The following is a 21,207-nucleotide window of genomic DNA, read 5'->3' as shown; positions in this document are numbered from 1 at the left end:
CACTTCTTTGTTTTATTTCATTTTATTGTGTAAGCGTTTGTATTTTCACGTTTTTCTCTTGACCTGCAGTAAGAATCTCAGGATTTGTTAAAACTTCTATTAAAGCTGGTTTACCTGCAGACAATGCTCTTTCTAATGCAGGAATAAAATCTGCATTCTTTTCGACCCTTTCACCGTATCCACCAAAGTTTTCAGCTACTTTGGCGAAATTTGGGCTTGTCAATTCAGTTCCAACTACTCTACCTGGGTATTTATTTTCCTGATGTGAACGTATGGTTCCATATATACTATTATTCACTACAATTGCTATAACTGGAATATTATATCTCACTGCTGTTTCAAACTCTTGCATTGTCATCATATAGCCACCGTCGCCTGAAAAAGAAACTACGACTCTTTCAGATTTAGCAAATTTTGCACCAATAGCTGCTGGCAATCCATACCCCATTGCCCCTGACGTTGGTCCAATATAGGTATCTGCTTGATCGAAGCGATAATAACGTGATAGCCAAGTGAAAAAGTTTCCAGCATCATTCGTAATGATAGAGTCTTTCGGAAGTCTCTGAATCAAGTCATGCATCATCCCATCCATATCTACATAATCTTCGCTGTAATCTTCTTTTGTTGTTGAATAGGTATTATATTTTTTATTTATTTCGTTAAGGTTATAAGAACGTTGCTGATTTTTTATTGGTTCAATATTTTTTAATAGTTCCTTTGTAAATTCTTTTACATCAGAAACAATTGGCAATGTCGGTGTATACACTTTTCCTAGAACATCCGGTGAAATATCAACATGGATTAAACGAGTATTTTCATTTAAAAGAGTATAATTATTTGTAGCAAGTTGCGTAAACCTTGTCCCTAAAGCTAGAATTAAATCGCACTCTTTTATATAATCCAGCAAATAAGCTGGCGCTCCCATCCCTAATGATCCTACATAGTTTGGATGCGAATTTGGAAATGCAGTAAAACGTCTAAACGCAGTAACAACTGGTATTTGCAACGTCTCTGCAATTTGGATAAGTTCTGGTTGTGCCTTTGCTAAGTCTACTCCCCCACCTGCAATGATAATCGGTTTTTCCGCTTTTGATAATTCACTTACTGCTTGTTTAACAGATTCGGTATTCGGTTGAATAGAATTCACATGGTAAGGTGTATGTGTGACATCCCCTGTTAAATCCTCCAACATATCCTCAGGTAATGAAACTAACACAGGACCTGGTCTGCCTGAACGTGCTATATGAAAAGCTCTATGCAATAGTTCAGGAACTCTATCCGCTTGATCTATTTCTACTGTCCACTTACATAAATGACTGAAAAAAGGAACAAAATCAACTTCTTGGAATGCTTCTCTATTTTTAAAAGAGCGTTCAACTTGACCTATTAAGGCAACTAAAGGTGTGGAGTCTTGCTGGGCCGTGTGAATACCTATTGATAAATTAGTCGCTCCCGGCCCTCTTGTAGCCATACAAACTCCAACATCTCCCGAGGCTTTTGCATACGCTTCGGCCATAAAGGAGGCTCCTCCCTCCTGTCTTGCTGAAATATATTCAATATCTGAATGATCATAAAAAGCATCCATTACAGCTAAATAACTTTCACCAGGAACACCAAAAACTTTTCTAACTCCTTCTTTCCTTAAAACTTCCACTACACGTTGCCCACCTGTTCTTTTCATGAGTTTGTCCCCTTTATATTTTTTCAAAGTAATTAATTCAATTCATATGAATCCACTCATAGACTTCTTACAAATCTAATAACTGAGTCAATAAGTGTCTGAGTGGTCTAGCCACTTAAAAGATATCATGGTAACGTTTTCATGTCAATGACTATTTTAAATTTTTTATTTATTTTAAATAGATGGTTATTTAATTAAGAGTTAATGTATTCCGTTAGATAATTTGAGGATGTATTCGAAGACAAAGGTTATTTTTATTTACAATAAACAACCAAGATACTTACAAACTTCATGTAAGCAACTTGGTTGTTTTGATTTAACGACTTAATTTACTGCAGCTTCCCTCTACACTCCACAATTACCTCATCCATAACCTCCTCATCCTGGATTAAATATGCCTTTTCATGCAAATTAGACACAGGACAAATATGATTTGGTATAATTTGTACCTTATCCCCTACATTTACCTGTTCACTAAAGGATTTGTTATAAATAATCGCATGCTCGTCAAAAACGCTATCAATAAAAACATCTTCATATTCTTTTATTTTACCCAGACCAGTTGTCGCAGTAATGCCTTTTGTTCGCTTTTGTGCAGTAATTCCTTTAGCTCCTACATCCGTTATGACACGCTCACTTGTTGGTTTACTAATGATAGTGGTAAGAACTGTAGCAGCAGCTTTTTCAAAACTACCAAAAGCATTCGATTGGGATGCATCCATTAAAATGTAGGTGCCGGGTCTTATTTCCGTTACACCTTTTGGAATATCAAAGCCGAATAAAAATGGTGGTGTAGAACCGATACTTACCACTTCAGGTGGAACTCCTAATTCTGTACATATACCTGCAAAATGCAGCGTCCTATCTACACTAGCAGTATATAACTCCTTACAATGCCCCACATTTTCCGCTGCATACGTGTGGCCATCATGCGAAAAAACGCCTTTCAGATTTATATTGCTGCTATTTTTCACTGCGCTCACTAATTCTCTAAATGCTTCTTCTTCAATAACACCGGATCTATTTTCCCCTACTTCAATTTCAATTAATACTTGTGCTTTTTCCGCTGCACCTTCAAAAACTTTCTCTATTTCATTTACGTGATAAATGGAATCAATTCCAAAAGAAATAGCTATTGATTTCGACAGATCTCTGATTTTCTGGATTTTCTGTTCGCCTACAATCTCATTGGCAATAAAGATATTGTCTAGACCATGTGCAGCCATCACTTCTGCTTCTCCTACTTTTGCAACCGTAATACCAGAAGCACCATATTTTTCTTGCATTTTAGCTAGCTTAGGCATTTTATGTGTTTTGGTATGTGGGCGTAATTTTACATTTTGGTTATCCGCATAAACTTGCATGTCCTTCATATTTTTCATAAGAATAGCATAGTCAATCAAAAGTGCAGGTGTGTCTATTTCTTTATAATGCACCTATTTCCCCTCCCCGATCGCTGCCATCGCTTCTATCTCTACTAGACAGCCAAAATGTAAGGCATTGGTAGGTACAATAGCTCTCGCCGGTTTATGATCGCTGAAAAACTGCGCATATACCACATTAATTTCGTCCCAGTATGCAACATCTGGTGTGTAAACTCTGCAGAAAATAACATCCTCTCGCTGTAAGCCACGGGCCTTTAAAACTAATTCTAAATTAGCTAATGCTTGTTCGGCTTCTGCTTTTATACCACCTGTAGGAATCGTACCTGTTTTAGGATCCTTCGATAATTGTCCGGATATATAGAGTACCCCATTATGTTCCATCGCTGGAACGTAATGGGCCCCCTGCTGCTTCGAATAATCTGTATGGATTGGCTTCACTTTAACATCCCCCGCATCACCTTTTATTTACTTAACCGCCTTAATACCCGCTCCACATAAAGGAATAACCATCGTTTGATTTTCCACATTGCTTCCTTCTTGCGCGATATATGCAAGATATCCTGCATAAGTTGAAGCCGATGTTGGTTCGACGAAGAACCCTTGATGTGCTAGCGCTTTTCTTGCACTCTCAATCGTATTTTCTGGGGCAGCTATAATTTCTCCACCAGTTTCTTTTATGACCTGCAAGATTTGGTAATGTCTTGCTGGATTAGCAATTGCAATCCCTTCTGCTTGTGTTCCTACTGTTTCAATGGGTTCTATGTGCTCTGAACCTGCTTGGAATGCCTTAAGTAAAGGTGCACACCCTTCCGCTTGAATGGCAACAAATTTAGGGATACTAAGAATTAATCCTTTATCATATAAATCTTTAAAGCCATAGTACGCCCCTAACAACAGCGTGCCATTTCCAACTGGTACGACAATCACATCCGGAACATTCCCATTCATCTCCTCCCAAATTTCATATGCATAGGTTTTGGTTCCTTGATAGAAAAAAGGGTTGTAAACATGACTTGCATAAAAACTTCCACTTTCTTCTACTTCCTTTACTGCAGCTTCTGCCGTATCTTCTCTCGTTCCAGGGATTAAATGTAATTGTGCTCCATGCGCTTTAATTTGGGTTAATTTATTTGGTGACGTACTAGCTGGAACGAATATGTCACACTTTATACCGGCCTTGGATGCATAAGCAGCAATTGCTGTTCCTGCATTCCCGCTACTATCTGCTACAATTCGCTTTACATGTAACGCTTTCGCCGCTGTAATAAGCATGGATGCACCACGATCCTTGAATGAAAGGGTAGGCATCATATAATCCATTTTAAAGAAAACGTTATTAGAATCATCAGTTGAAACCATTGATGTAAAGCCTTCTCCTAACGTAACCTGCTGAGATTTACTGAACGGAAGTGCTTCCTCATAACGCCACAGAGAAGGTGTTCGTTGTTTAATTTTTTCAAGTGGAAAATCGACATCAAACGGAGTTATATCTAAAAGCCCTCCACATGGACATTTGTGAATAAACGTTTGTGGATCATGAGTTTCACCACATTGGCTGCACTTGTATTTCACCTCCATGCATGATCACTCCTACAACTTGTTATCATGTAATTTTTTATATATAATGAGTTGAAAATATATTATACATATAACTTTATCTATAAAATTAATGCAAGTCAATAAAAAATTATACGTTTTACAACGAAGGAGATTGTGATTTTAGTGTCGATAGAATTTTTTAACCCCTATATTACTGCAGCAAAAATGATTGCTAAAACGTTTGGAAGAAATTGTGAGGTTGTTGTTCACGACTTAACAACTCCTCAAAACTCTGTGATATTCGCTGTAAACAATCATGTTACTGGCAGAAAAGTTGGTCAATCATTTGATCATTTGATTCGAGAAGTACTCTTGTCTGGACAATTTAATGAAGATTTTGTGGCGGGTTACGAGACATCTGACCACAACAAAGAATCTATAAAATCTTCTACGTCTCTGATCCGAGATGGATCTGGAAAAGTCAAAGGAGCACTATGTATTAATTATCGTTTAAATTCTCTTTCCCATGTACAAGAGTTCGTTGAGGATATGATGACATTTGGAGAGGAAACTAAACCAACAGCTGAGGTTCAGAGAGACAATGTCGTCGAGATCGCTGATGAAATCATTGATTCCATTATTAAAGGTTATGATGTTGAACATCTTAAGAGGAAAGACAAAATACAGATTGTAAAATTCATGGATGAAAAGGGGATATTTCTGATTAAAGGAGCTATTGATAAAGTAGCTGAGAAATTGAATACGTCGAGGGTTACGATTTATAGTTATCTGGATGAGATTAAGAAGGGTGAGTGATTTTTTTGAACGCGATAATAGCTGCATCTTTCTCCAGTAAATGCTCTTAGCTTACCAAGGTTCTACTATCAAATTTCGATAATTAAATCCTATCTAAAAAAAGGATAGAGACACGACCCAGCGTATTTCTATCCTTTCTTTGAACATATTGAAGTAACACAGATATCCAACCTTATCTTGCAGTCCAGCTCCACTACTGGTTAGTTCATCAAATCTGGCAATATAGTAACGATCTGGGGAAAAACAACTAGAATCGCTACACATACAATCATTGCGATAATCATCGGAACGACGCCTCTGAAGATCGTCTGCAGCGGAATATTTCTTGCTACGCCCTTAATAACATATACACTTATTCCAAGCGGTGGTGTTAATGCACCGATGTTAATAACCATAATCATAATTACACCAAACCAAATCCCATTAAATCCTAATTCCGTAATAATCGGATAAAGGATAGGCAATGTGATCACGATTAAAGCTAAACTTTCAATAAAACACCCAAGTAAAAGCAATACAACAAGAATACCGATAAGGATAATATATGGGTTCAAATCAAGATTTCCAACATATGTGGTAAGCATGACAGAAATTCTGCTGATTGCCAAAAATTGGCCAAATAAATTAGCACCAATCAAAATAAAGAAAATAAACGCAGTTAATCGAACAGATTCATTTAGTGATCCTTTCAAACTTTCCCACGTAAGTTTTCTGGAAATTAAAGCAAACAAAAGCGCGCCAAACGCCCCCACTCCAGCTGCTTCAGTCGGAGTAAAAACACCTAAATAAATACCGCCAATACTAACTAAAAACAGCCCCATAAATGGCCAAATATTTTTAAGCGTATGTAACCTTTCAGCATTACTTGCTTTCCCCTCTCTCGGCGGTGCAATGGAAGGATCTTTACGAACAAGAACATAAATTGTAATGATAAAAATAACAATCTGTAAAATACCTGGAATGATACCCGAAATTAATAACGCACCAATTGGTTCTCTTGTCAGGATTCCGTATAAAATCAAAATAACACTCGGGGGAATTAAAATGCCAAGTGTTCCGCCTGCAGCAACACTTGAAGTCGATAACCCTGGTTTATATTTGTATTTTTTCATTTCCGGCAGGGCAATTTTTGCTACTGTTGCAGTCGTTGCATTTAGGGAGCCTGAAATAGATGAGAAAATAGCTGCTGTGCCAATTGTCGCCATCGCAAGGCCACCATGTAAGTGCCCAATCCAACTATCCACCATTCTATATAAGTCTTTCCCAATTCCTGTATATGATAAAATCATACCCATCAAAATAAATAATGGAATAACACTTAGTGAATAGTTGCTGGACGTATCAAATGGGGTTCTTCCCAATTGCGCAAAAGCAACATCCCAGCCTCTAATTAAAGTTGTTCCTAGCAAACTGACTATAATTAGGGAAATAGCCACTGGGATTTTCAAAAAAAATAAGATTAGAATCGCAATAATCCCTAAGAAACCAATAAGTTCTGGACTCATTTTCCACCCACCTTTGCAACGTATTTGATAGCTAATAATAATGCAGTTAAGGCAAATACAATTGATCCAATTCCTGACACTGCAGCGAATAAGTAGATTGGAAGGCCTAAGTCTCCTGTGACTGTACCAGAAGTAAGCAAGCGCTCAGCATACCAGAACAGACTTAAAGCCATTAGCACCATCACTGCCATAATAATTAAATTAATAAACCCCTCTACTATCCATTGAGCTTTTTCAGGGAATCGTTCCACCAAGAAGTCAATTGAAATATGTTCTTCTTTTAAATGGGTATAACCAATGCTCAAGAAAATAACCATGGATAGTCCAAGTTCTGTAAGTTCTACGGCTCCCGTTATTGGCTGACTGAACAGCCAGCGGCCAAGCACATCTGCGGTGACTAAGAATACCATAATAATTAAAACAGCTTGGGCAATATAAAGTAGTCCAGCATTTAATTTCGTTATAATCCTCTCCACCTTACTACTCCTCCCTCTCACTCAGTTCCTCTTTCAATTCCATTGCCCGGTCATAGATTTCCTGAGCAGGATAGCCTTCTTCCGTTCTTTCTTTAATCCACTCATCAACCATTGGCTCCAATGCCTCTTGCCATGGGATTAATGCATCACCTTCTAGTTCAATCACTTCAGCACCACTTTCAATTGCCGTCTCAAGGCCAATTTTTCCGTCCACATCATAGACACTTCCAGCTTTTTTTGCTAACTCTTTACCTATTAAATTATCTAGTATTTGCTGATCCCCTTCGCTGAAATTATCATACGTTTTCTGACTCATCACACTAAAAAATGGTGTCGCAGAGAAGTCGCCAATAGTAATGTAATTTGTTACTTCATGAAAGCTATAATTGTAAAGGGTTTCAAAAGGTACGACGGCTGCATCAATTACGCCTCTTTCCAACGATTCATAAACATCTCCCATTGGCATGGAAATTGGTGTAGCCCCTAATGCCTCTATAATTTTGTTTGCCATCGGGGATGGAGAACGGACACGCAGACCTTTCATATCGTCTGGTGTTTCAATTTTAAAATCTTTACTTATAATCTGAGCTGGTTCGGCAGAGAAAAGAAATAATGGGTACGTGTCTGCATGTTCTTCCTGCATTTCCGGAAACTCTTCATATAATGTCATTAGTATTTCCGATGCATGTTCGGCGGACTCCGCTAGAAAAGGCAGTTCCATAATTGTCACGAGCGGAAATCTTCCTGGTGAGTAACCATAAACACTTAATGCAATATCCGCTTCTCTTGTTACAGCCATATCATATTGCGACCCGGCATCACCTAATGTATTCGATGGATAAAATTCCATCGTAATTCTTCCGTCTGTCTGTTCATGCAGATCAGAAGCAAGACCATTAAAAATTTTTGTTTGAATAGGGTGATTCCCTGGCTGGAAGTGAGAAACAATTAAATTATGATTTTCCTCTACTGAATTTTCCGGTTTGAAAGCCAGTGTGCTGTCACAGGAAGCTAGTGCCAATACAAAAAATAACAACACAATCAGCAGAACTCTATTCCTAATAAAACTGAATTGCATAAGTATTCTCCTCTCTTTCATGCACTAATAACTTTAATTTCTTCGTCTAAGCTTAAAATTTAGTCAGACAAAAACTGCCTCGAAGGAAATCGCTTACATTTTTAAATATTTAGTTATAATATATTAAATTATATATAATATTATATATAAAAACAATATAAATTTAATATTTTTATATAAATGGTAGGAAGTTTTAAACAGATTAGATTAGAGCATGATATAAAAATATTTTCAATGAGATTAAGGATACTTTGACACCAAACGCAATACTATCGCAACATTCTATCTCACTATGACACCTAATCCAATACTATCGCACCCATTCCATCTTACTATGACACCTAATCCAATATTATCGCAACATGCCATCTCACTATGACACCTAATCCAATACTATCGCACCCATTCCATCTTACTATGACACCTAATCCAATATTATCGCAACATGCCATCCCACTATGACGCCTAATCGCACCTTTCCATCTACTACTAGATAAACAATAAACACTTCCTTCTCACATGAGAAGGAAGTATAAAATTTGGATTTTAAATAAACAGTTTTTGTATTTCCTTATCTGGATTAACCCACGTATCATTTGTCCAACCGTTAAGGTCGTAATCATTCATTGCTCTTTCAACGAATGATTTGTATATATCTGTTTGGCCTGCTGTATTAGCCATCTTCAGTGCATCCAATCGTATTCCTTCGTTGTTGCCGGCATAGTTTATTTCATACAATTCATTACGTCCGCCAAATTCAGTTCCTGTTGCATCCCAAACCATTTTCAAAAGCTTTACTCTTTCTTCTGCGCTTACACCCGTTCCTTTATAGTATTGGTCAATGTACGGGCGCAGTTCAGGGTTAAGGAAATCCTGAGTGCTCGAAGGGAGAGATATCAAACCACCTGCTACTACTTCGTTAAATGTATTTTTGATGATTGGCCATACGGTCGGTGCAAATGTACGATATGCAGTTGCATAGGTTGAATTCGGGAGTTTATAACCTTCTGGACCATCTTCTGGATCAAGTGCCATTGCTGTAGAAATAGCCCAAAACATATTGCGATAGGAGATGACCTCACCGATTCTTGCCTGTACACCGCGGAAGTTATTCGTTCCAGCGACTTCAGTTGCTTTAAGCAGCATGCCAACCATAAAGTCAAGCTTCACCGCAAAGCGCGTACAGCCTTGGAATGTGTAACGATTCAGCCAGCCTGTTTGTGGTCTAAACCCATTTGCTATTTCCACATTATTGTAAGTTAAAACGTCTTCCCATGGTATCAGAACATTATCTAAAATAATAATGGCATCGTTTTCGTCAAAACGGCTTGATAATGGATAATCATATGGGCTGCCTTGCTTTGCAGCCATTTCTTCGTAAGATTGACGACTGATTACTTTTACACCAGGCGCATTCATTGGCACAAAAAAGATTAATGCATGGCTTTGGTCACCTTCACCTAAATCTTGTGGGGAGTAGTTCGCAACAAAATTATAATGGGTAAGAGCTGCAGAAGTTCCAACCATCTTGGCACCGCTTACAATAATACCATTATCTCTTTCTCCAACAGCCCGTACGAATACATCTTTATTTTCATGAAGTGGCTTATGTCTGTCCAATTGTGGATTTACAATCGTATGGTTACAGAAAGGAACTTCTTCCTGCCCTTTTTTATACCATCTCCTTGCATTATCTTCAAATCCTTTATAGAAATCTGCATATGGACCAAGCGATCCTAAAAATGCTGCTTTATAATCCGGAGTACGTCCCATAAATCCATAGCTATATCTCGTCCACTCGGCCATTGCATCGCGCGCTTCAAGCAATTCTTTAGCACTTGTAGATGCTTTGAAAAACTTATGTGTACGAAAATCACCAACATCTGATTTCGTTGTGATCGTATCTTTTTTTTCTGGATCATGCATGGCATCATACAGCTGGGCTATCGATCTTGCGGCATTGCGATATGCTGGGTGGGTTGTTACATCATCAATTTTCTCACCGTTCAAATATACGTGACGACCATCGCGCAGACTTTCTAAATACTCCTTACCATTCATCATTGTTGTATAACCTCCAAAATAATAGATATTATAATATGGTATAATTTTTCCTTAAGGTAAGATTATCAAGGAGGCAACTATCGTTCTACAACAATTAGTGTTTATCCTCTATGGATAAAACGAACAATTTCTGTTCAATTCCATTTTACTTTAAAATGATTTCTCCCTCTGCATCAAGGACTTGTAACGTGAGTAAAAGTTCATACGTTACAGCAGGCTGGCGAAGATCTTTTCCTAACATTTCTTCTAACCTTCTTATTCGATATCTTAACCCGCTCATCGAAAGACACAGCTCATCCATAGACTTTTCCAGGTTCCCTCCGTTTGCGAGAAATACGTATAGCGTTTTAATTAATTCGGCGCTTTCATCTTTCTTCGCATAAATTGGTCCAAGAAGATGTTTTGCCTTTTGTATCACTGCCTGTTTATCTTTGGAATGTATGAGCAGACCTGCGACACTGATGTCTTTAAAAAACATGATTTCCTCTGATGCATCGGTCATTTTCAGCGCTGTCATCGCTTCTTTGTAATACTCACTCGCTTGTTGAATACTTTCAGACAAGGTGCTTGCCCCCATTCGAAAAACACTGGGCGGAAATTCCTTTTTTAAATAATCAAGCAGTGACTGGCAAACTTCCTTCATTGTCTTCTGGTTATGATCTTTTTGAATAAGAAGAACGAGTATGCCTGAACGCTGTCCAATTAACACATTAAACCGGTTTTTAAAGAAATGCTGTACACTTTCAATCACTTGATCATGTATAAACAATCCGTTTTCTGAACCAGCATTTCCATTATCATATTTCAATGCAGCAATACAATATGGAGCATTTAAATCTGTTTGTATATATTTTCCTCTTGTTAGAATTTCTTTTTCTGTGAGATGACCTCCGTCGATAATCTGATCGAGAAAGTGCCCTTTTATCCGTTCTACTGCTTCAAATGTTGTTTTCTCGTTTAAAATGTAAAGCGAACAGACAGAAGCAACTCTTTCTAAAATCATGAGGTCGACTTTAGTAACCGGTTGATTTACTTCGTATATAAACGAACAGAAACCAAAACACTTTCGCTGCAGCATAATTGGCGTTGTAAGATATTGGTTTACTCCATCAGAAATTTCCCTTGTCTGATAATCCTTTTCCTTTTGTTGAATATGTACTGCTGACTTAAAATCCAAATAACCATTCGTGAAAAAGTCAGAGGAAAATCCCGAACCTGCTAATGGTGACATGTCTGCATTTTCTATTAATATTGGTATACCGATCTCTTCATAGATCGCATCTGCAATCGTTTGTAGATCATTCCCGTTTGTAAATTCTTGTGTAAGACGCTCATGAATGGTAAACGTCTTTTCAAAATTATTCCGTTCCTCCAGCAATTTTTCATAGGTGATCTCAAGTTCCCGAACAATTGGTTCATCATGATAGTACTTTAATTCTTTTTCAATTGAACCGTTCCACTCAGGTATTGTTTTTCCAACATAATAGCAATTATCAGCGCCTATCGCTTTGCATGCCACTTCTTTAAATACAACCGTTTTTTTGCATATTTCGGAGTAGTAGCCACTTGCATAACCAACTAGGGTATAGCATACAGCAGCATCTGAATTGCCAAACTGCTCGATAAATTCCTCTGCTTCATAAGATCCAGACCAGAATCCCTCTACGTGAACACCTTCTATCTGCCCATCTTCATCATAATCCAGTTGTAAATCGACTCGTTTTACTTTTGTAAAACCTCTCATCATGTGTAATTCAGGTCCCTTTTTCAAGAGCTCTTCAATAGAAGATTGATTCTTTTTAAGCACATTTTTCGCATCATTTTTTCCAAGGTTCCATCCATAACGGATTAAAAACCCCTTCATCCTCTCTTCAGATATATTGTCCATCAGATCTTTGCGAAGAATCCCAAAGACAGCCGACGAGGTTAAAATTACCCGCTCATCATCTAAGTAGATTCTTCCCTCGTTATCTGTTTTATTTCGATCTATTTTCTGATCTACACTCATTTTCGTCACCTGCCTGATAACCAATATTCGCTAAGACGTATAGAAACAAAAGGGAGCTGCATTAGCCCCCTTATTAAAATGCAAGTGAAATATATTTCGTTTCAAGAAACTCTTCGATGCCATAGTAACCACCCTCACGACCAAGCCCGCTTTCTTTAAATCCGCCAAATGGGGCTTGTGGTGTGGACGGTGCTCCGTCATTCAATCCGACAATTCCATATTCGAGTGCTTCACTTATTCGGATAGCACGACCAATATTCTCTGTAAATACATATGCAGCTAATCCAAATGGTGAATTATTTGCTCGCTCGATTACTTCTGCTTCATCTCTGAATGTTGTAACGGGAAGCAGTGGCCCAAATGTTTCTTCATACATACAAAGCATGTCATCTGTTGCATCCATAACAATTGCCGGTTCCACATATAATCCTTCTAAATTCTTTCCACCTAAGGTGACGTTCCCGCCTTTGCTTACTGCGTCTTTAACTTGTTCATTTACCTTATCTACTGCGCTTTGATCAATCAATGGGCCAATATCTGTCCCCTCTTCCAGACCATTTCCAATTTTAAGCTTGGACACAGCCTCTGTCAGCTTTGCTTGAAAGTTATCTTTAATCGATTCATGCACATATACTCGGTTTGTACATACACAAGTTTGACCAGCATTACGGAACTTAGATGCGACTACGCCTGTCACTGCTTTATCTAAATCTGCGTCTTCCATCACAACAAATGGGGCATGGCCACCAAGCTCAAGGGAGATCTTTTTCATTGTATCGGCAGCGGCTTTCATCAATATTTTGCCTACCTCCGTTGAGCCAGTGAACGTTAATTTTCTAACTCTGCTATCTTCATTCCACACTTTCCCGATTTGACCTGAGCTGCCAGTTACTATATTAATAACACCTTTTGGAATACCAGCTTTTTCAGCTAACTCAACCAATTTAAATGCCGTTAAAGGGGTTTGAGTAGCAGGCTTAATAACTACGGTACACCCTGCTGCAAGTGCTGGTCCAACTTTACGGGTGATCATTGCGGCAGGGAAGTTCCATGGAGTAATCGCTGCGACAACGCCAACCGGCTGTTTCTGCACGAAAATACGTTTATTCGGATGGGATGCCGGAATAATATCGCCATATACCCGCTTTCCTTCCTCGGCATACCATGATATAAATCCATTTGCATAGTCTACTTCACCAATTGCTTCTTTTAGTGGTTTGCCTTGTTCCTCTGTCATGATTTTCCCTATCGTTTCTCTTTCTTTTTTTATCAGTTCATGCCATTTCACAAGGTAGCTGCTTCTGTCCTCTGCAGTTCTTGCAGCCCATTCTTTTAGTGCACCATACGCGGCATCCACCGCCTGCTTAGCCTCTTCTTTTCCGCCTTTAGGTACTGTTCCAATTGGTTCATTTGTTGCCGGATTAATTACATCAATCTGTTCTAAATCCTTTCCAAACCATTTCCCACCAACAAACATTTCATATTGCTGCATATTCTGATACCTCTCTCATTAGGATGATTAGTAGTGCGACTTACCTTATATTACTTTTTATACCGAGCATGAATGTTATTCTGCTTATAAGTAGGATTTGTAAATTCATGTAATTCCAATGATAATGCTAAATAACGTTTATCATACAAATCCGCAAAGTGTTCTTTTATTGTAGCAAATAGATCATCACAAAGTACCTTTTTATCTTCTTCTGTCCGGCCGCCGCCAAGCTTTAGGGTGGCATGTACAAATGCATCGTCTTCTGTTCCATCCGCTATGCGATAGTCATTTAATTCGATTGCCCTTGTACGGAGACCGCCGATTGGAATGATGGCAGAATAGGAGAGCAGGGAATCATTAACCTTCTTTAAAAGCCCCGGTATATCTGTTTCTTCTTTTAGATTGGCGGTGTATTCAATAATCAGATGTGGCATCGTTAGTCCCCCTTACCTTAATGAAGTTATCTTCAATTAGTTCGTTTGAAAGGTTTCTTCCCCAACGATTGTATTGACAAGTCTGCCTATTCCTTCTACTTCTGTTATCACTTCATCGCCAACCTTCGTATCCACAGATCCTTTTGGCGTTCCAGTCAGAATAATATCTCCTGGATTTAATGTCATAAACCCGCTTAAGTATTCAATCAAATGAGGAACAGAGAAGATCATATCTGCGGTACTGCCCTGCTGCGTAATTTCACCATTTACATAAGTAGTTAACTGCAAATTCATTGGGTCATCAATATCTTCTTTATCGACCAACCACGGTCCGATCGGTGTACATGTATCACGGTTTTTCACACGAAGGTTAGGTCGATAATAGTTTTCTAAATAATCTCGAAGCGCATAGTCATTCGCTACCGTATATCCACGAACATAATCATATGCCTCTTCTTTTTTGACATTTTTAGCCGTTTTGCCGATGACTACCGCTAATTCACACTCATAGTGCATAAATGTTACATCTCCCGGACGAACCGTTTCACCACGGTGGCCGATGAACGTGTTTGGTCCTTTTAAAAATACTAATGGCTCTTTTGGTGCTTCTTTAAACGAAAGTTCAGCAGCATGATCAGCAAAGTTTAAACCAAGCGTAAATACGGTTTTAGGTTCTACTGGTGGGAGCCACGTAACTTCTGATTCCTCGACAATCCGACCATCTTCTAATTGAATACCTTCTTCTGTATCCATTGCATTCTGAATTAAACCATTATACGCTACACGTGCGTGTCTCATACAATACCGCCTCCTACAACTACTTTCTCTTTTACAACCTTATTTGTTAATGTTCCTATACCGTCAATTTCAATTTTAACGCTGTCGTTTTCTTTTGCTAGCGGGGCATTTTCAGGCACACCTACTAATAATATATCCCCTTCATAAAGTGTCATGAAGTCTGTTACCTCTTCCAATAATCGTTCAACTGAACGGATTAAATTTGACGTTGTATTTTCCTGTTTCAATTCACCATTGATCAAAACGCGGATTCCGAGTTCATTCGGATTTCCGATAGCGTCACGGTCAAGTACCCATGGTCCTATTGGGCAGAATCCATCTCTTGCTTTTTCTTTATAGGCAGGACGATAAAAACTTTCATGTGGAATGCTTACATCATTTACGATTGTATAACCAGCTACATAATCCAAAGCATTTTCTTTCTTAATTTTTTTAGCTGGCTTACCAATTACGACACCTAAAGCAGCTCCAATCGAAACTTCATCAAACCCTTCTGGTAAAGGAATTGCCGCATCATATCCGATATGTGTATTGATAGGTTTAATGTATAGTATAGGAGCTTTCGGTGGGGCTTTATATGGATCGTCGTTCATCGAAGACTCTAACTTGGCATACTCACCTTTATAATTTAATAGAGTTCCATAAACTGTTCCGGACACAGGTACATCTAGTGATAAGTCATTTAGCGGACACTGTTTTCCATCGAATTCTATTCGATTCTGATCCGCTTGATAGATTCCTTCTTTTATCTGCTGAATCCCTTGATGTTTAAATTTCACCTTACTCATAATAACAGCACTCCTTTAACAATATTGGGTCCATAACGATGTTGCCTATGAAGAAAAAGAGACCAGTAGCTTACTGGTCTTGATTCAATTTCTTCCTATAAAGCTATCTATTTAAACCGAAGCTGTTTTTTCTAATTTTCCATATTCAACAAGTGTTTCGCGAATTTCTTCTTGCAGTGCCTCTGAAGGCAAGCCCATTGGTTTACGCAAAACTGGTTCAATCATGCCCATCATGCCAAGTGCTGCTTTAACTGGTGCAGGGTTTGTATCTTTAAACAGCACATCATTCAGGTTCATTAATTCAAAGTGAAGATCCTGTGCCCGTTTGATATCTCCTTCTTCCCAGGCATTATGCATTTCTGCTATCTTCTTAGGCTCCACGTTTGCTGTGGCACTGATGGACCCTGCCCCACCAATTGCTAGCATTGGGTAGCATAACAGTTCAATTCCTGAATACAATAGGAAGTCTCTGCCACAATTAAGCAATACTCGATTCACATGTTCAAAATCTTTATTCGATTCTTTCGCTCCCACAATATTAGGACAATCTTTTACCAAACGTGCCATCGTTCCTACTTCCATGTTTTGTGCAGTACGTCCTGGTATATTGTAAATAATAATCGGAATCTCTACAGAATCAGCTACTGTTTTGAAATGATCGTACAATGCTTCCTGGTTTGGTTTGTTATAATAAGGAACAATTACCATTGCAGCATCTGCACCCATTTCTTCAGCTTTCTTTGTTAAGTACATTGTTTCATCATGGTTAGTGGACCCAGTTCCTGGGGCAAATGGAATTCGTCCATTTATTGTTTTGATTGCATTTTCCATTACTTGAACCCGTTCTTCAGTAGTAAGAGAGCTCGGTTCTCCAGAAGTACCGGTTACAGATATGGCATGTGTTCCATTTTCAATCTGGAATTCGATTAATTCAGACTGTTTTTCGAAATCGATATCTCCATTTGCTTTAAATGGCGTAATTACTGGTGCAATGGATCCTCTTAATCTCTTTTTAATAGCCTCGTATCGATTGCTCATTTTATAAAAACCTCCTGTTAGTTTGCTAAATATATAGTTAATTTATATTACTGTTGTGGGCTTTCTTTTTTCTAATGTTGGCTGTTTTGTTTCAACTCTTTTACCTGTATAAACGTTGAGGAATGTTGATGCCTCTTCAAACCAGCTATCTGGCGCTTCATGTCCCCAGAAAGTTTGACGCTGCGGATCATCTAAGTCCCATTCGACTGGATCAAAGTCAGAATCACCAGTGTAATAATCGCCATTATACAATTCGATACGGTGTCCGTCTGGATCTCTTAAATACAAGAAGAATGCGTTAGACAATCCATGACGTCCCGGTCCTCGTTCAATGGATGCAGAAAATCCTTTGGCAGCTAAGTAATCACAGCCATCAATCAAACTCATCGGGTCTTTTAACCAGAAACCAATATGATGAAGGCGTGGTCCTACACTATTCATAAACGCAGTGTCATGTACACCTGGTTTACGGTGTAACCATGCTGCCCAAATATTATCTTCACCTTTTGATGTCGTATATTCAGAGCAAGCAAAGCCAAGTTCTTTTATATAATAGTCATAAGCTTTTTGTACATCAGGAACTGCACAGTTGAAGTGATCGATTCGCTGTACTTTTGCACCTACGTGAATGTCAAAACGCTGCAGCATACGCTCCACTTTATCCATTTCAAAATAAAATTCTACAGGAATTCCTGAAATATCCTGAATCCGAATGGTACGACCAATTCCTTTTTGTGAACCTTTTTCCATCCATTTTACTTCTGTACCTTGGCTTTGAAAGAATAATTCCAGCTTTTCCAGATCATCTTCCGCATTAACGCGATAGCTAACTACCTCAACAGCCGCTTCGGCTTTCTTTTTTAGCCAAAGGCAATGGTGATTATGGTCTTCAATTGCTCGATAGAAAATATTCTCATCATCTGATTCTGTTTCAATTAAGCCAAGTGCATCATAAAACTCTCTCGATTTATCCAGGTCTGTAACATGAAGCACCGCACGCCCTGTACGTTTAATATCAAAGTTCATATTTAGATTCCCCTCTCTCTGTTTTGATCTTATTTTCCAAATTGCGGTATATGATGATCACCAATAGCTACATGGATAATTTTTTGTTCCGTATAGAATTCAAATGCATAGTGTCCGCCTTCACGTCCGATTCCACTGTCTTTTGAACCACCGAATGGCGTTCTTAGATCACGCACATTTTGGGAGTTTACCCATAACATGCCTGACTCAATGGCATGTGCTACACGGTGACCGCGTTTGATATCGTTTGTCCATACATAGCCAGCAAGTCCATATCTTACATCATTTGCTTTTTCAATTACTTCTGCTTCTTCTTTGAATGTCATTACTGCAATTACAGGTCCAAAGATCTCTTCTTGAACAACACGCATTTCATTGGAAGCATTCAACAAAATAGTTGGCGCTACGTAATTGCCTCGGCTTAATTCTGTAGGAATCTCACCACTAATTATTTCACAACCCTCTTCCTCAGCAATCTTAAGATAGTTTTTTACGTTGTTGTAATGCTCTGTTTTAATAAGTGGTCCAACTTGTGTATCGTCTTCCAACGGGTCACCAACTTTGATATTCCAGACTCGTGTTTTTAATTTTTCGATAAATTCATCTGCAATACTTTCATGTAGATACAGTCTTGAGTTTGCCGTACAACGCTCCCCATTAAATGAGAATATCCCCCAAGTGGCTGCATCAAGTGCTCTATCAAGGTCAGCATCTTCAAATACGATAATTGGTGATTTGCCACCAAGCTCCATGGAGAAACGCTTCAACGCATCTGCGCCATTTTTCATAATCGTAGAACCTGTAGTTGTTTCCCCAGTGAAGGAAATAAGCTGTACATCAGGGTGTTTAACTAATGCATCTCCAGCCGTTTCACCAAAGCCATGTACAATATTGAAAACACCGTCAGGGAGTCCAGCTTGATCGATAATTTCTGCCATCCGGTTAGCTGTCAATGGAGACCATTCAGCAGGTTTCAAAATGACTGTATTACCTGTTGCTAATGCAGGTGCTATTTTCCATGTTTCTAGCATAAATGGAGCATTCCACGGCGTGATCAATCCCGCAACACCAACTGCAGAATATACTGTGTAGTTAATGAACTCATCGTCTACTTGGTACACTTCTCCATACATTTGAGATTTCACTGTATCTGCATAAAAACGGAAGTTATTTGCAGAACGTGATACTTGTTTTCTTGTTTGTGCAATCGGAAGACCAGTGTCTAATGATTCTAATAAAGCGATTTCATCTGTATGCTGTTCAATTAGATCACCTATTTTATATACATACTCCAAACGTTCAGCTTGTTTTAAATTTCCCCACTCACCTTTAAATGCTTTCTTTGCACTTTGAACAGCTTTGTCAATATCTGCTGCTTGACCTGATGCAATACTATTAATCTTCTCATTCGTAAAAGGACTGATATTGTCAAACGTTCCTTCATCTTCAGCATCAACGAATTCCCCGTTTATATATAGCTTAATATCATCTAGTTTGTTGGCTAGTTCTTCGTGTTTGCTTACTAATTCTTCATGTTTCACAGACACATGATCCACTCCTTCAATTGAATTTTCTTTCTATTACGATTATATACGAAATAATATATGATTTGAAGTGTTATTCTTTATTTCTTAAAATAAATTTACCGTCCCTCACAAATTTAGCGCTTTCATTTCTTCTCATAATACTGTTATACAAAAAATATCAAGGATGGCACCCTATATAAACGTAGTGCCATTTGGCTGTCTTTTTCTTTCATGAAACGATTGAACTGTATTTAACTTATGCGATCTAACTGCTAATTCGATTACTTGAAAATCTGCATCCTCGCTTAGCAGCTGAATAATATGCTCATGTTCATCAATAGACTCTTTAGCTCTTTTCGGATTAAATGTTGACCCCGTCAAACGGATGGAATCCAGCTGCATCCATGTCTTTCGGATAGACTCAATCAAATACTGATTCGGACAGCTATCGTACGTTAAATCGTGAAACTTTCGATTTAGCTCTCCAAATTTTCCAAACTCAAACTCTGTTAACGCCTCCTTCATTTGCTGATTTAAGTCCTTCAAGATTGTAATTTGATCCCCAGTAAGTGCTGCTTTGCTCAATGCTGTAGCATATCCCTCCATGACAGCCAACGTGGAAAGCGTATCCGTATATTTACTTTCATCAATAGGTGTTACAACTGGACCAATATTTTGCTGGTATTCAATTAAACCTTCTGCTTCTAACGAACGTACAGCCTCTCGAATTGGAATTGCACTTGTTGCTAATTCCTTGACCAGTTGATTAATAACAATCCGTTGCCCGGGTGCATAAAAACCTTCCATAATTCTTGATTTCATATAGTCGTATGCTTTTTGTTTTTTGCTTACTCGTTTAGTATTATTCATAGTGTCTTCATATTATATGAATTGGCGAATTTGGTCAAAGGTTCTCTTTAAGAGGTTGTTCAAAAAGTCCGGTAAAAATGACACATCGAATTTCTTCGTTGGCTTGCTTTTCTGTTCCTCACGTATTAATTGCATACGTTCCGGTACTCAAAGCTTCACCGCCTCGAACTTCTCGGTCCTTTTTATCCTCCTTTTTGAACACGCACATTAAGCGTATTCTTTTTGTCTGTAATCACCGTATTTACCGCAATAGAAAGTTAATGGATTACCATCTGTTACTTTTACATCTTTTACGCTACCGATAAACAGTGTATGGTCACCAACTACAATTTCTTGTTCGACATCACAAACAACCGAAGCTAAAGATTCTTTAATAACTGGCACACCTTGAATGAAGCCAAAATCAACGCCGTCTTCTTTTTTCTTTTGTCCAGCAAAATTCATGGAGATGTCCTGCTGTTGATCCGAAAGAAAGTTTACTGCATATTGCCCTGAAGCCTTTATTTTTTTGAGCATATTTGCATGATTATCAATTGAAATCGTTATCAATTTTGGTTCTAGTGAAATAGACATAAATGCATTCGCTGTCATTCCATGAGCATCAGTGCCATCATTTGTTGTGATTACCGTTACACCTGTAGCGAATCTCCCCATTGCATTCCGAAATTCTCTGCTATTCATTA

19 protein-coding genes are annotated in these 21,207 nt (G+C 38.4%); 1 reads left to right on the top strand and 18 read right to left on the bottom strand.

Features of this window, described 5'->3' with window-relative positions; genetic code table 11:
- Positions 1-22: 22 nt before the first annotated feature.
- The 4 genes from NYE61_RS17480 to thrC all read right to left on the bottom strand — a co-directional run bounded on the left by NYE61_RS17480 (position 23) and on the right by thrC (position 4,644).
- Positions 23-1,681 (bottom strand): thiamine pyrophosphate-dependent enzyme, encoded by a 1,659-nt coding sequence (locus NYE61_RS17480; protein ID WP_095308205.1) that lies wholly within the window; start codon positions 1,679-1,681, stop codon positions 23-25.
- 329 nt (positions 1,682-2,010) lie between these two features.
- Positions 2,011-3,117 (bottom strand): D-TA family PLP-dependent enzyme, encoded by a 1,107-nt coding sequence (locus tag NYE61_RS17475; protein WP_303450643.1) that lies wholly within the window; start codon positions 3,115-3,117, stop codon positions 2,011-2,013.
- A complete protein-coding gene (locus NYE61_RS17470) occupies positions 3,118-3,504 on the bottom strand; it encodes a RidA family protein (RefSeq protein ID WP_303450646.1) in 387 nt (128 codons plus the stop codon).
- A 27-nt stretch (positions 3,505-3,531) separates the two neighbouring features.
- A complete protein-coding gene (gene thrC, locus NYE61_RS17465; RefSeq protein WP_303450648.1) occupies positions 3,532-4,644 on the bottom strand; it encodes a threonine synthase in 1,113 nt (370 codons plus the stop codon).
- 144 nt (positions 4,645-4,788) lie between these two features.
- On the opposite strand from thrC, the gene NYE61_RS17460 reads away from it, so the two are divergent.
- The gene (locus tag NYE61_RS17460) at positions 4,789-5,421 is read left to right on the top strand and encodes a PAS domain-containing protein (protein ID WP_303450651.1); all 633 of its coding nucleotides are present in this window, start codon (positions 4,789-4,791) and stop codon (positions 5,419-5,421) included.
- A gap of 200 nt (positions 5,422-5,621) precedes the next feature.
- Here NYE61_RS17460 and NYE61_RS17455 read toward each other — a convergent pair whose 3' ends face one another.
- The 14 genes from NYE61_RS17455 to NYE61_RS17390 form a co-directional block, all read right to left on the bottom strand.
- Entirely contained in the window at positions 5,622-6,926 is a 1,305-nt protein-coding gene (locus NYE61_RS17455) for a TRAP transporter large permease (protein WP_339316125.1), read from the bottom strand.
- Positions 6,923-7,402, bottom strand: a complete 480-nt coding sequence (locus NYE61_RS17450) for a TRAP transporter small permease (protein WP_095308135.1) — start codon at positions 7,400-7,402, stop codon at positions 6,923-6,925. Before NYE61_RS17450 ends, NYE61_RS17455 begins: the two co-directional genes overlap by 4 nt.
- A gap of 4 nt (positions 7,403-7,406) precedes the next feature.
- Positions 7,407-8,480, bottom strand: coding sequence for a TRAP transporter substrate-binding protein (locus tag NYE61_RS17445; RefSeq protein ID WP_303450662.1), 1,074 nt, complete (start codon positions 8,478-8,480; stop codon positions 7,407-7,409).
- Between the two features lie 546 nt (positions 8,481-9,026).
- The gene (locus NYE61_RS17440; protein ID WP_118888593.1) at positions 9,027-10,544 is read right to left on the bottom strand and encodes a 4-hydroxyphenylacetate 3-hydroxylase N-terminal domain-containing protein; all 1,518 of its coding nucleotides are present in this window, start codon (positions 10,542-10,544) and stop codon (positions 9,027-9,029) included.
- 145 nt (positions 10,545-10,689) lie between these two features.
- Complete coding sequence (locus NYE61_RS17435; protein WP_303449813.1) at positions 10,690-12,552, bottom strand: XylR N-terminal domain-containing protein; 1,863 nt, start codon at positions 12,550-12,552, stop codon at positions 10,690-10,692.
- Between the two features lie 73 nt (positions 12,553-12,625).
- Complete coding sequence (locus tag NYE61_RS17430) at positions 12,626-14,044, bottom strand: NAD-dependent succinate-semialdehyde dehydrogenase (protein WP_303449815.1); 1,419 nt, start codon at positions 14,042-14,044, stop codon at positions 12,626-12,628.
- A 50-nt stretch (positions 14,045-14,094) separates the two neighbouring features.
- Entirely contained in the window at positions 14,095-14,478 is a 384-nt protein-coding gene (locus tag NYE61_RS17425; RefSeq protein ID WP_303449817.1) for a 5-carboxymethyl-2-hydroxymuconate Delta-isomerase, read from the bottom strand.
- A gap of 36 nt (positions 14,479-14,514) precedes the next feature.
- Entirely contained in the window at positions 14,515-15,276 is a 762-nt protein-coding gene (locus tag NYE61_RS17420) for a fumarylacetoacetate hydrolase family protein (protein WP_095308110.1), read from the bottom strand.
- Complete coding sequence (locus NYE61_RS17415) at positions 15,273-16,064, bottom strand: fumarylacetoacetate hydrolase family protein (RefSeq protein ID WP_303449820.1); 792 nt, start codon at positions 16,062-16,064, stop codon at positions 15,273-15,275. Before NYE61_RS17415 ends, NYE61_RS17420 begins: the two co-directional genes overlap by 4 nt.
- Before the next feature lie 111 nt (positions 16,065-16,175).
- Positions 16,176-17,102 carry a 2,4-dihydroxyhept-2-ene-1,7-dioic acid aldolase gene (gene hpaI, locus NYE61_RS17410; protein WP_095308106.1) on the bottom strand — a complete coding sequence of 309 codons (927 nt, stop codon included), beginning with the start codon at positions 17,100-17,102 and terminating at the stop codon, positions 16,176-16,178.
- Positions 17,103-17,144: 42 nt separating this feature from the next.
- Positions 17,145-18,128, bottom strand: coding sequence for a 3,4-dihydroxyphenylacetate 2,3-dioxygenase (gene hpaD / locus NYE61_RS17405; RefSeq protein ID WP_303449824.1), 984 nt, complete (start codon positions 18,126-18,128; stop codon positions 17,145-17,147).
- 29 nt (positions 18,129-18,157) lie between these two features.
- The gene (gene hpaE, locus NYE61_RS17400; protein ID WP_303449826.1) at positions 18,158-19,675 is read right to left on the bottom strand and encodes a 5-carboxymethyl-2-hydroxymuconate semialdehyde dehydrogenase; all 1,518 of its coding nucleotides are present in this window, start codon (positions 19,673-19,675) and stop codon (positions 18,158-18,160) included.
- 171 nt (positions 19,676-19,846) lie between these two features.
- Positions 19,847-20,524, bottom strand: coding sequence for a GntR family transcriptional regulator (locus tag NYE61_RS17395; protein ID WP_303449828.1), 678 nt, complete (start codon positions 20,522-20,524; stop codon positions 19,847-19,849).
- 207 nt (positions 20,525-20,731) lie between these two features.
- Entirely contained in the window at positions 20,732-21,205 is a 474-nt protein-coding gene (locus tag NYE61_RS17390) for a flavin reductase family protein (protein WP_303449830.1), read from the bottom strand.
- Positions 21,206-21,207: the final 2 nt, after the last annotated feature.

The sequence above is a fragment of the Oceanobacillus sp. FSL W7-1304 genome (assembly GCF_037969805.1).
Taxonomy (GTDB): domain Bacteria; phylum Bacillota; class Bacilli; order Bacillales; family Amphibacillaceae; genus Oceanobacillus; species Oceanobacillus profundus.
This window is presented reverse-complemented; position numbering and strand designations above follow the sequence as displayed.

Bases quoted from the DNA above. Each gene is read 5' to 3' on its own strand.
- NYE61_RS17480 (WP_095308205.1), bottom strand. From the start codon at position 1,681: ATGAAAAGAACAGGTGGGCAACGTGTAGTGGAAGTTTTAAGGAAAGAA.
- thrC (WP_303450648.1), bottom strand. From the start codon at position 4,644: ATGGAGGTGAAATACAAGTGCAGCCAATGTGGTGAAACTCATGATCCA.
- NYE61_RS17455 (WP_339316125.1), bottom strand. From the start codon at position 6,926: ATGAGTCCAGAACTTATTGGTTTCTTAGGGATTATTGCGATTCTAATC.
- NYE61_RS17445 (WP_303450662.1), bottom strand. From the start codon at position 8,480: ATGCAATTCAGTTTTATTAGGAATAGAGTTCTGCTGATTGTGTTGTTA.
- NYE61_RS17440 (WP_118888593.1), bottom strand. From the start codon at position 10,544: ATGATGAATGGTAAGGAGTATTTAGAAAGTCTGCGCGATGGTCGTCAC.
- NYE61_RS17435 (WP_303449813.1), bottom strand. From the start codon at position 12,552: ATGAGTGTAGATCAGAAAATAGATCGAAATAAAACAGATAACGAGGGA.
- NYE61_RS17430 (WP_303449815.1), bottom strand. From the start codon at position 14,044: ATGCAGCAATATGAAATGTTTGTTGGTGGGAAATGGTTTGGAAAGGAT.
- NYE61_RS17425 (WP_303449817.1), bottom strand. From the start codon at position 14,478: ATGCCACATCTGATTATTGAATACACCGCCAATCTAAAAGAAGAAACA.
- NYE61_RS17420 (WP_095308110.1), bottom strand. From the start codon at position 15,276: ATGAGACACGCACGTGTAGCGTATAATGGTTTAATTCAGAATGCAATG.
- NYE61_RS17415 (WP_303449820.1), bottom strand. From the start codon at position 16,064: ATGAGTAAGGTGAAATTTAAACATCAAGGGATTCAGCAGATAAAAGAA.
- hpaI (WP_095308106.1), bottom strand. From the start codon at position 17,102: ATGAGCAATCGATACGAGGCTATTAAAAAGAGATTAAGAGGATCCATT.
- hpaD (WP_303449824.1), bottom strand. From the start codon at position 18,128: ATGAACTTTGATATTAAACGTACAGGGCGTGCGGTGCTTCATGTTACA.
- NYE61_RS17395 (WP_303449828.1), bottom strand. From the start codon at position 20,524: ATGAATAATACTAAACGAGTAAGCAAAAAACAAAAAGCATACGACTAT.
- NYE61_RS17390 (WP_303449830.1), bottom strand. From the start codon at position 21,205: ATGAATAGCAGAGAATTTCGGAATGCAATGGGGAGATTCGCTACAGGT.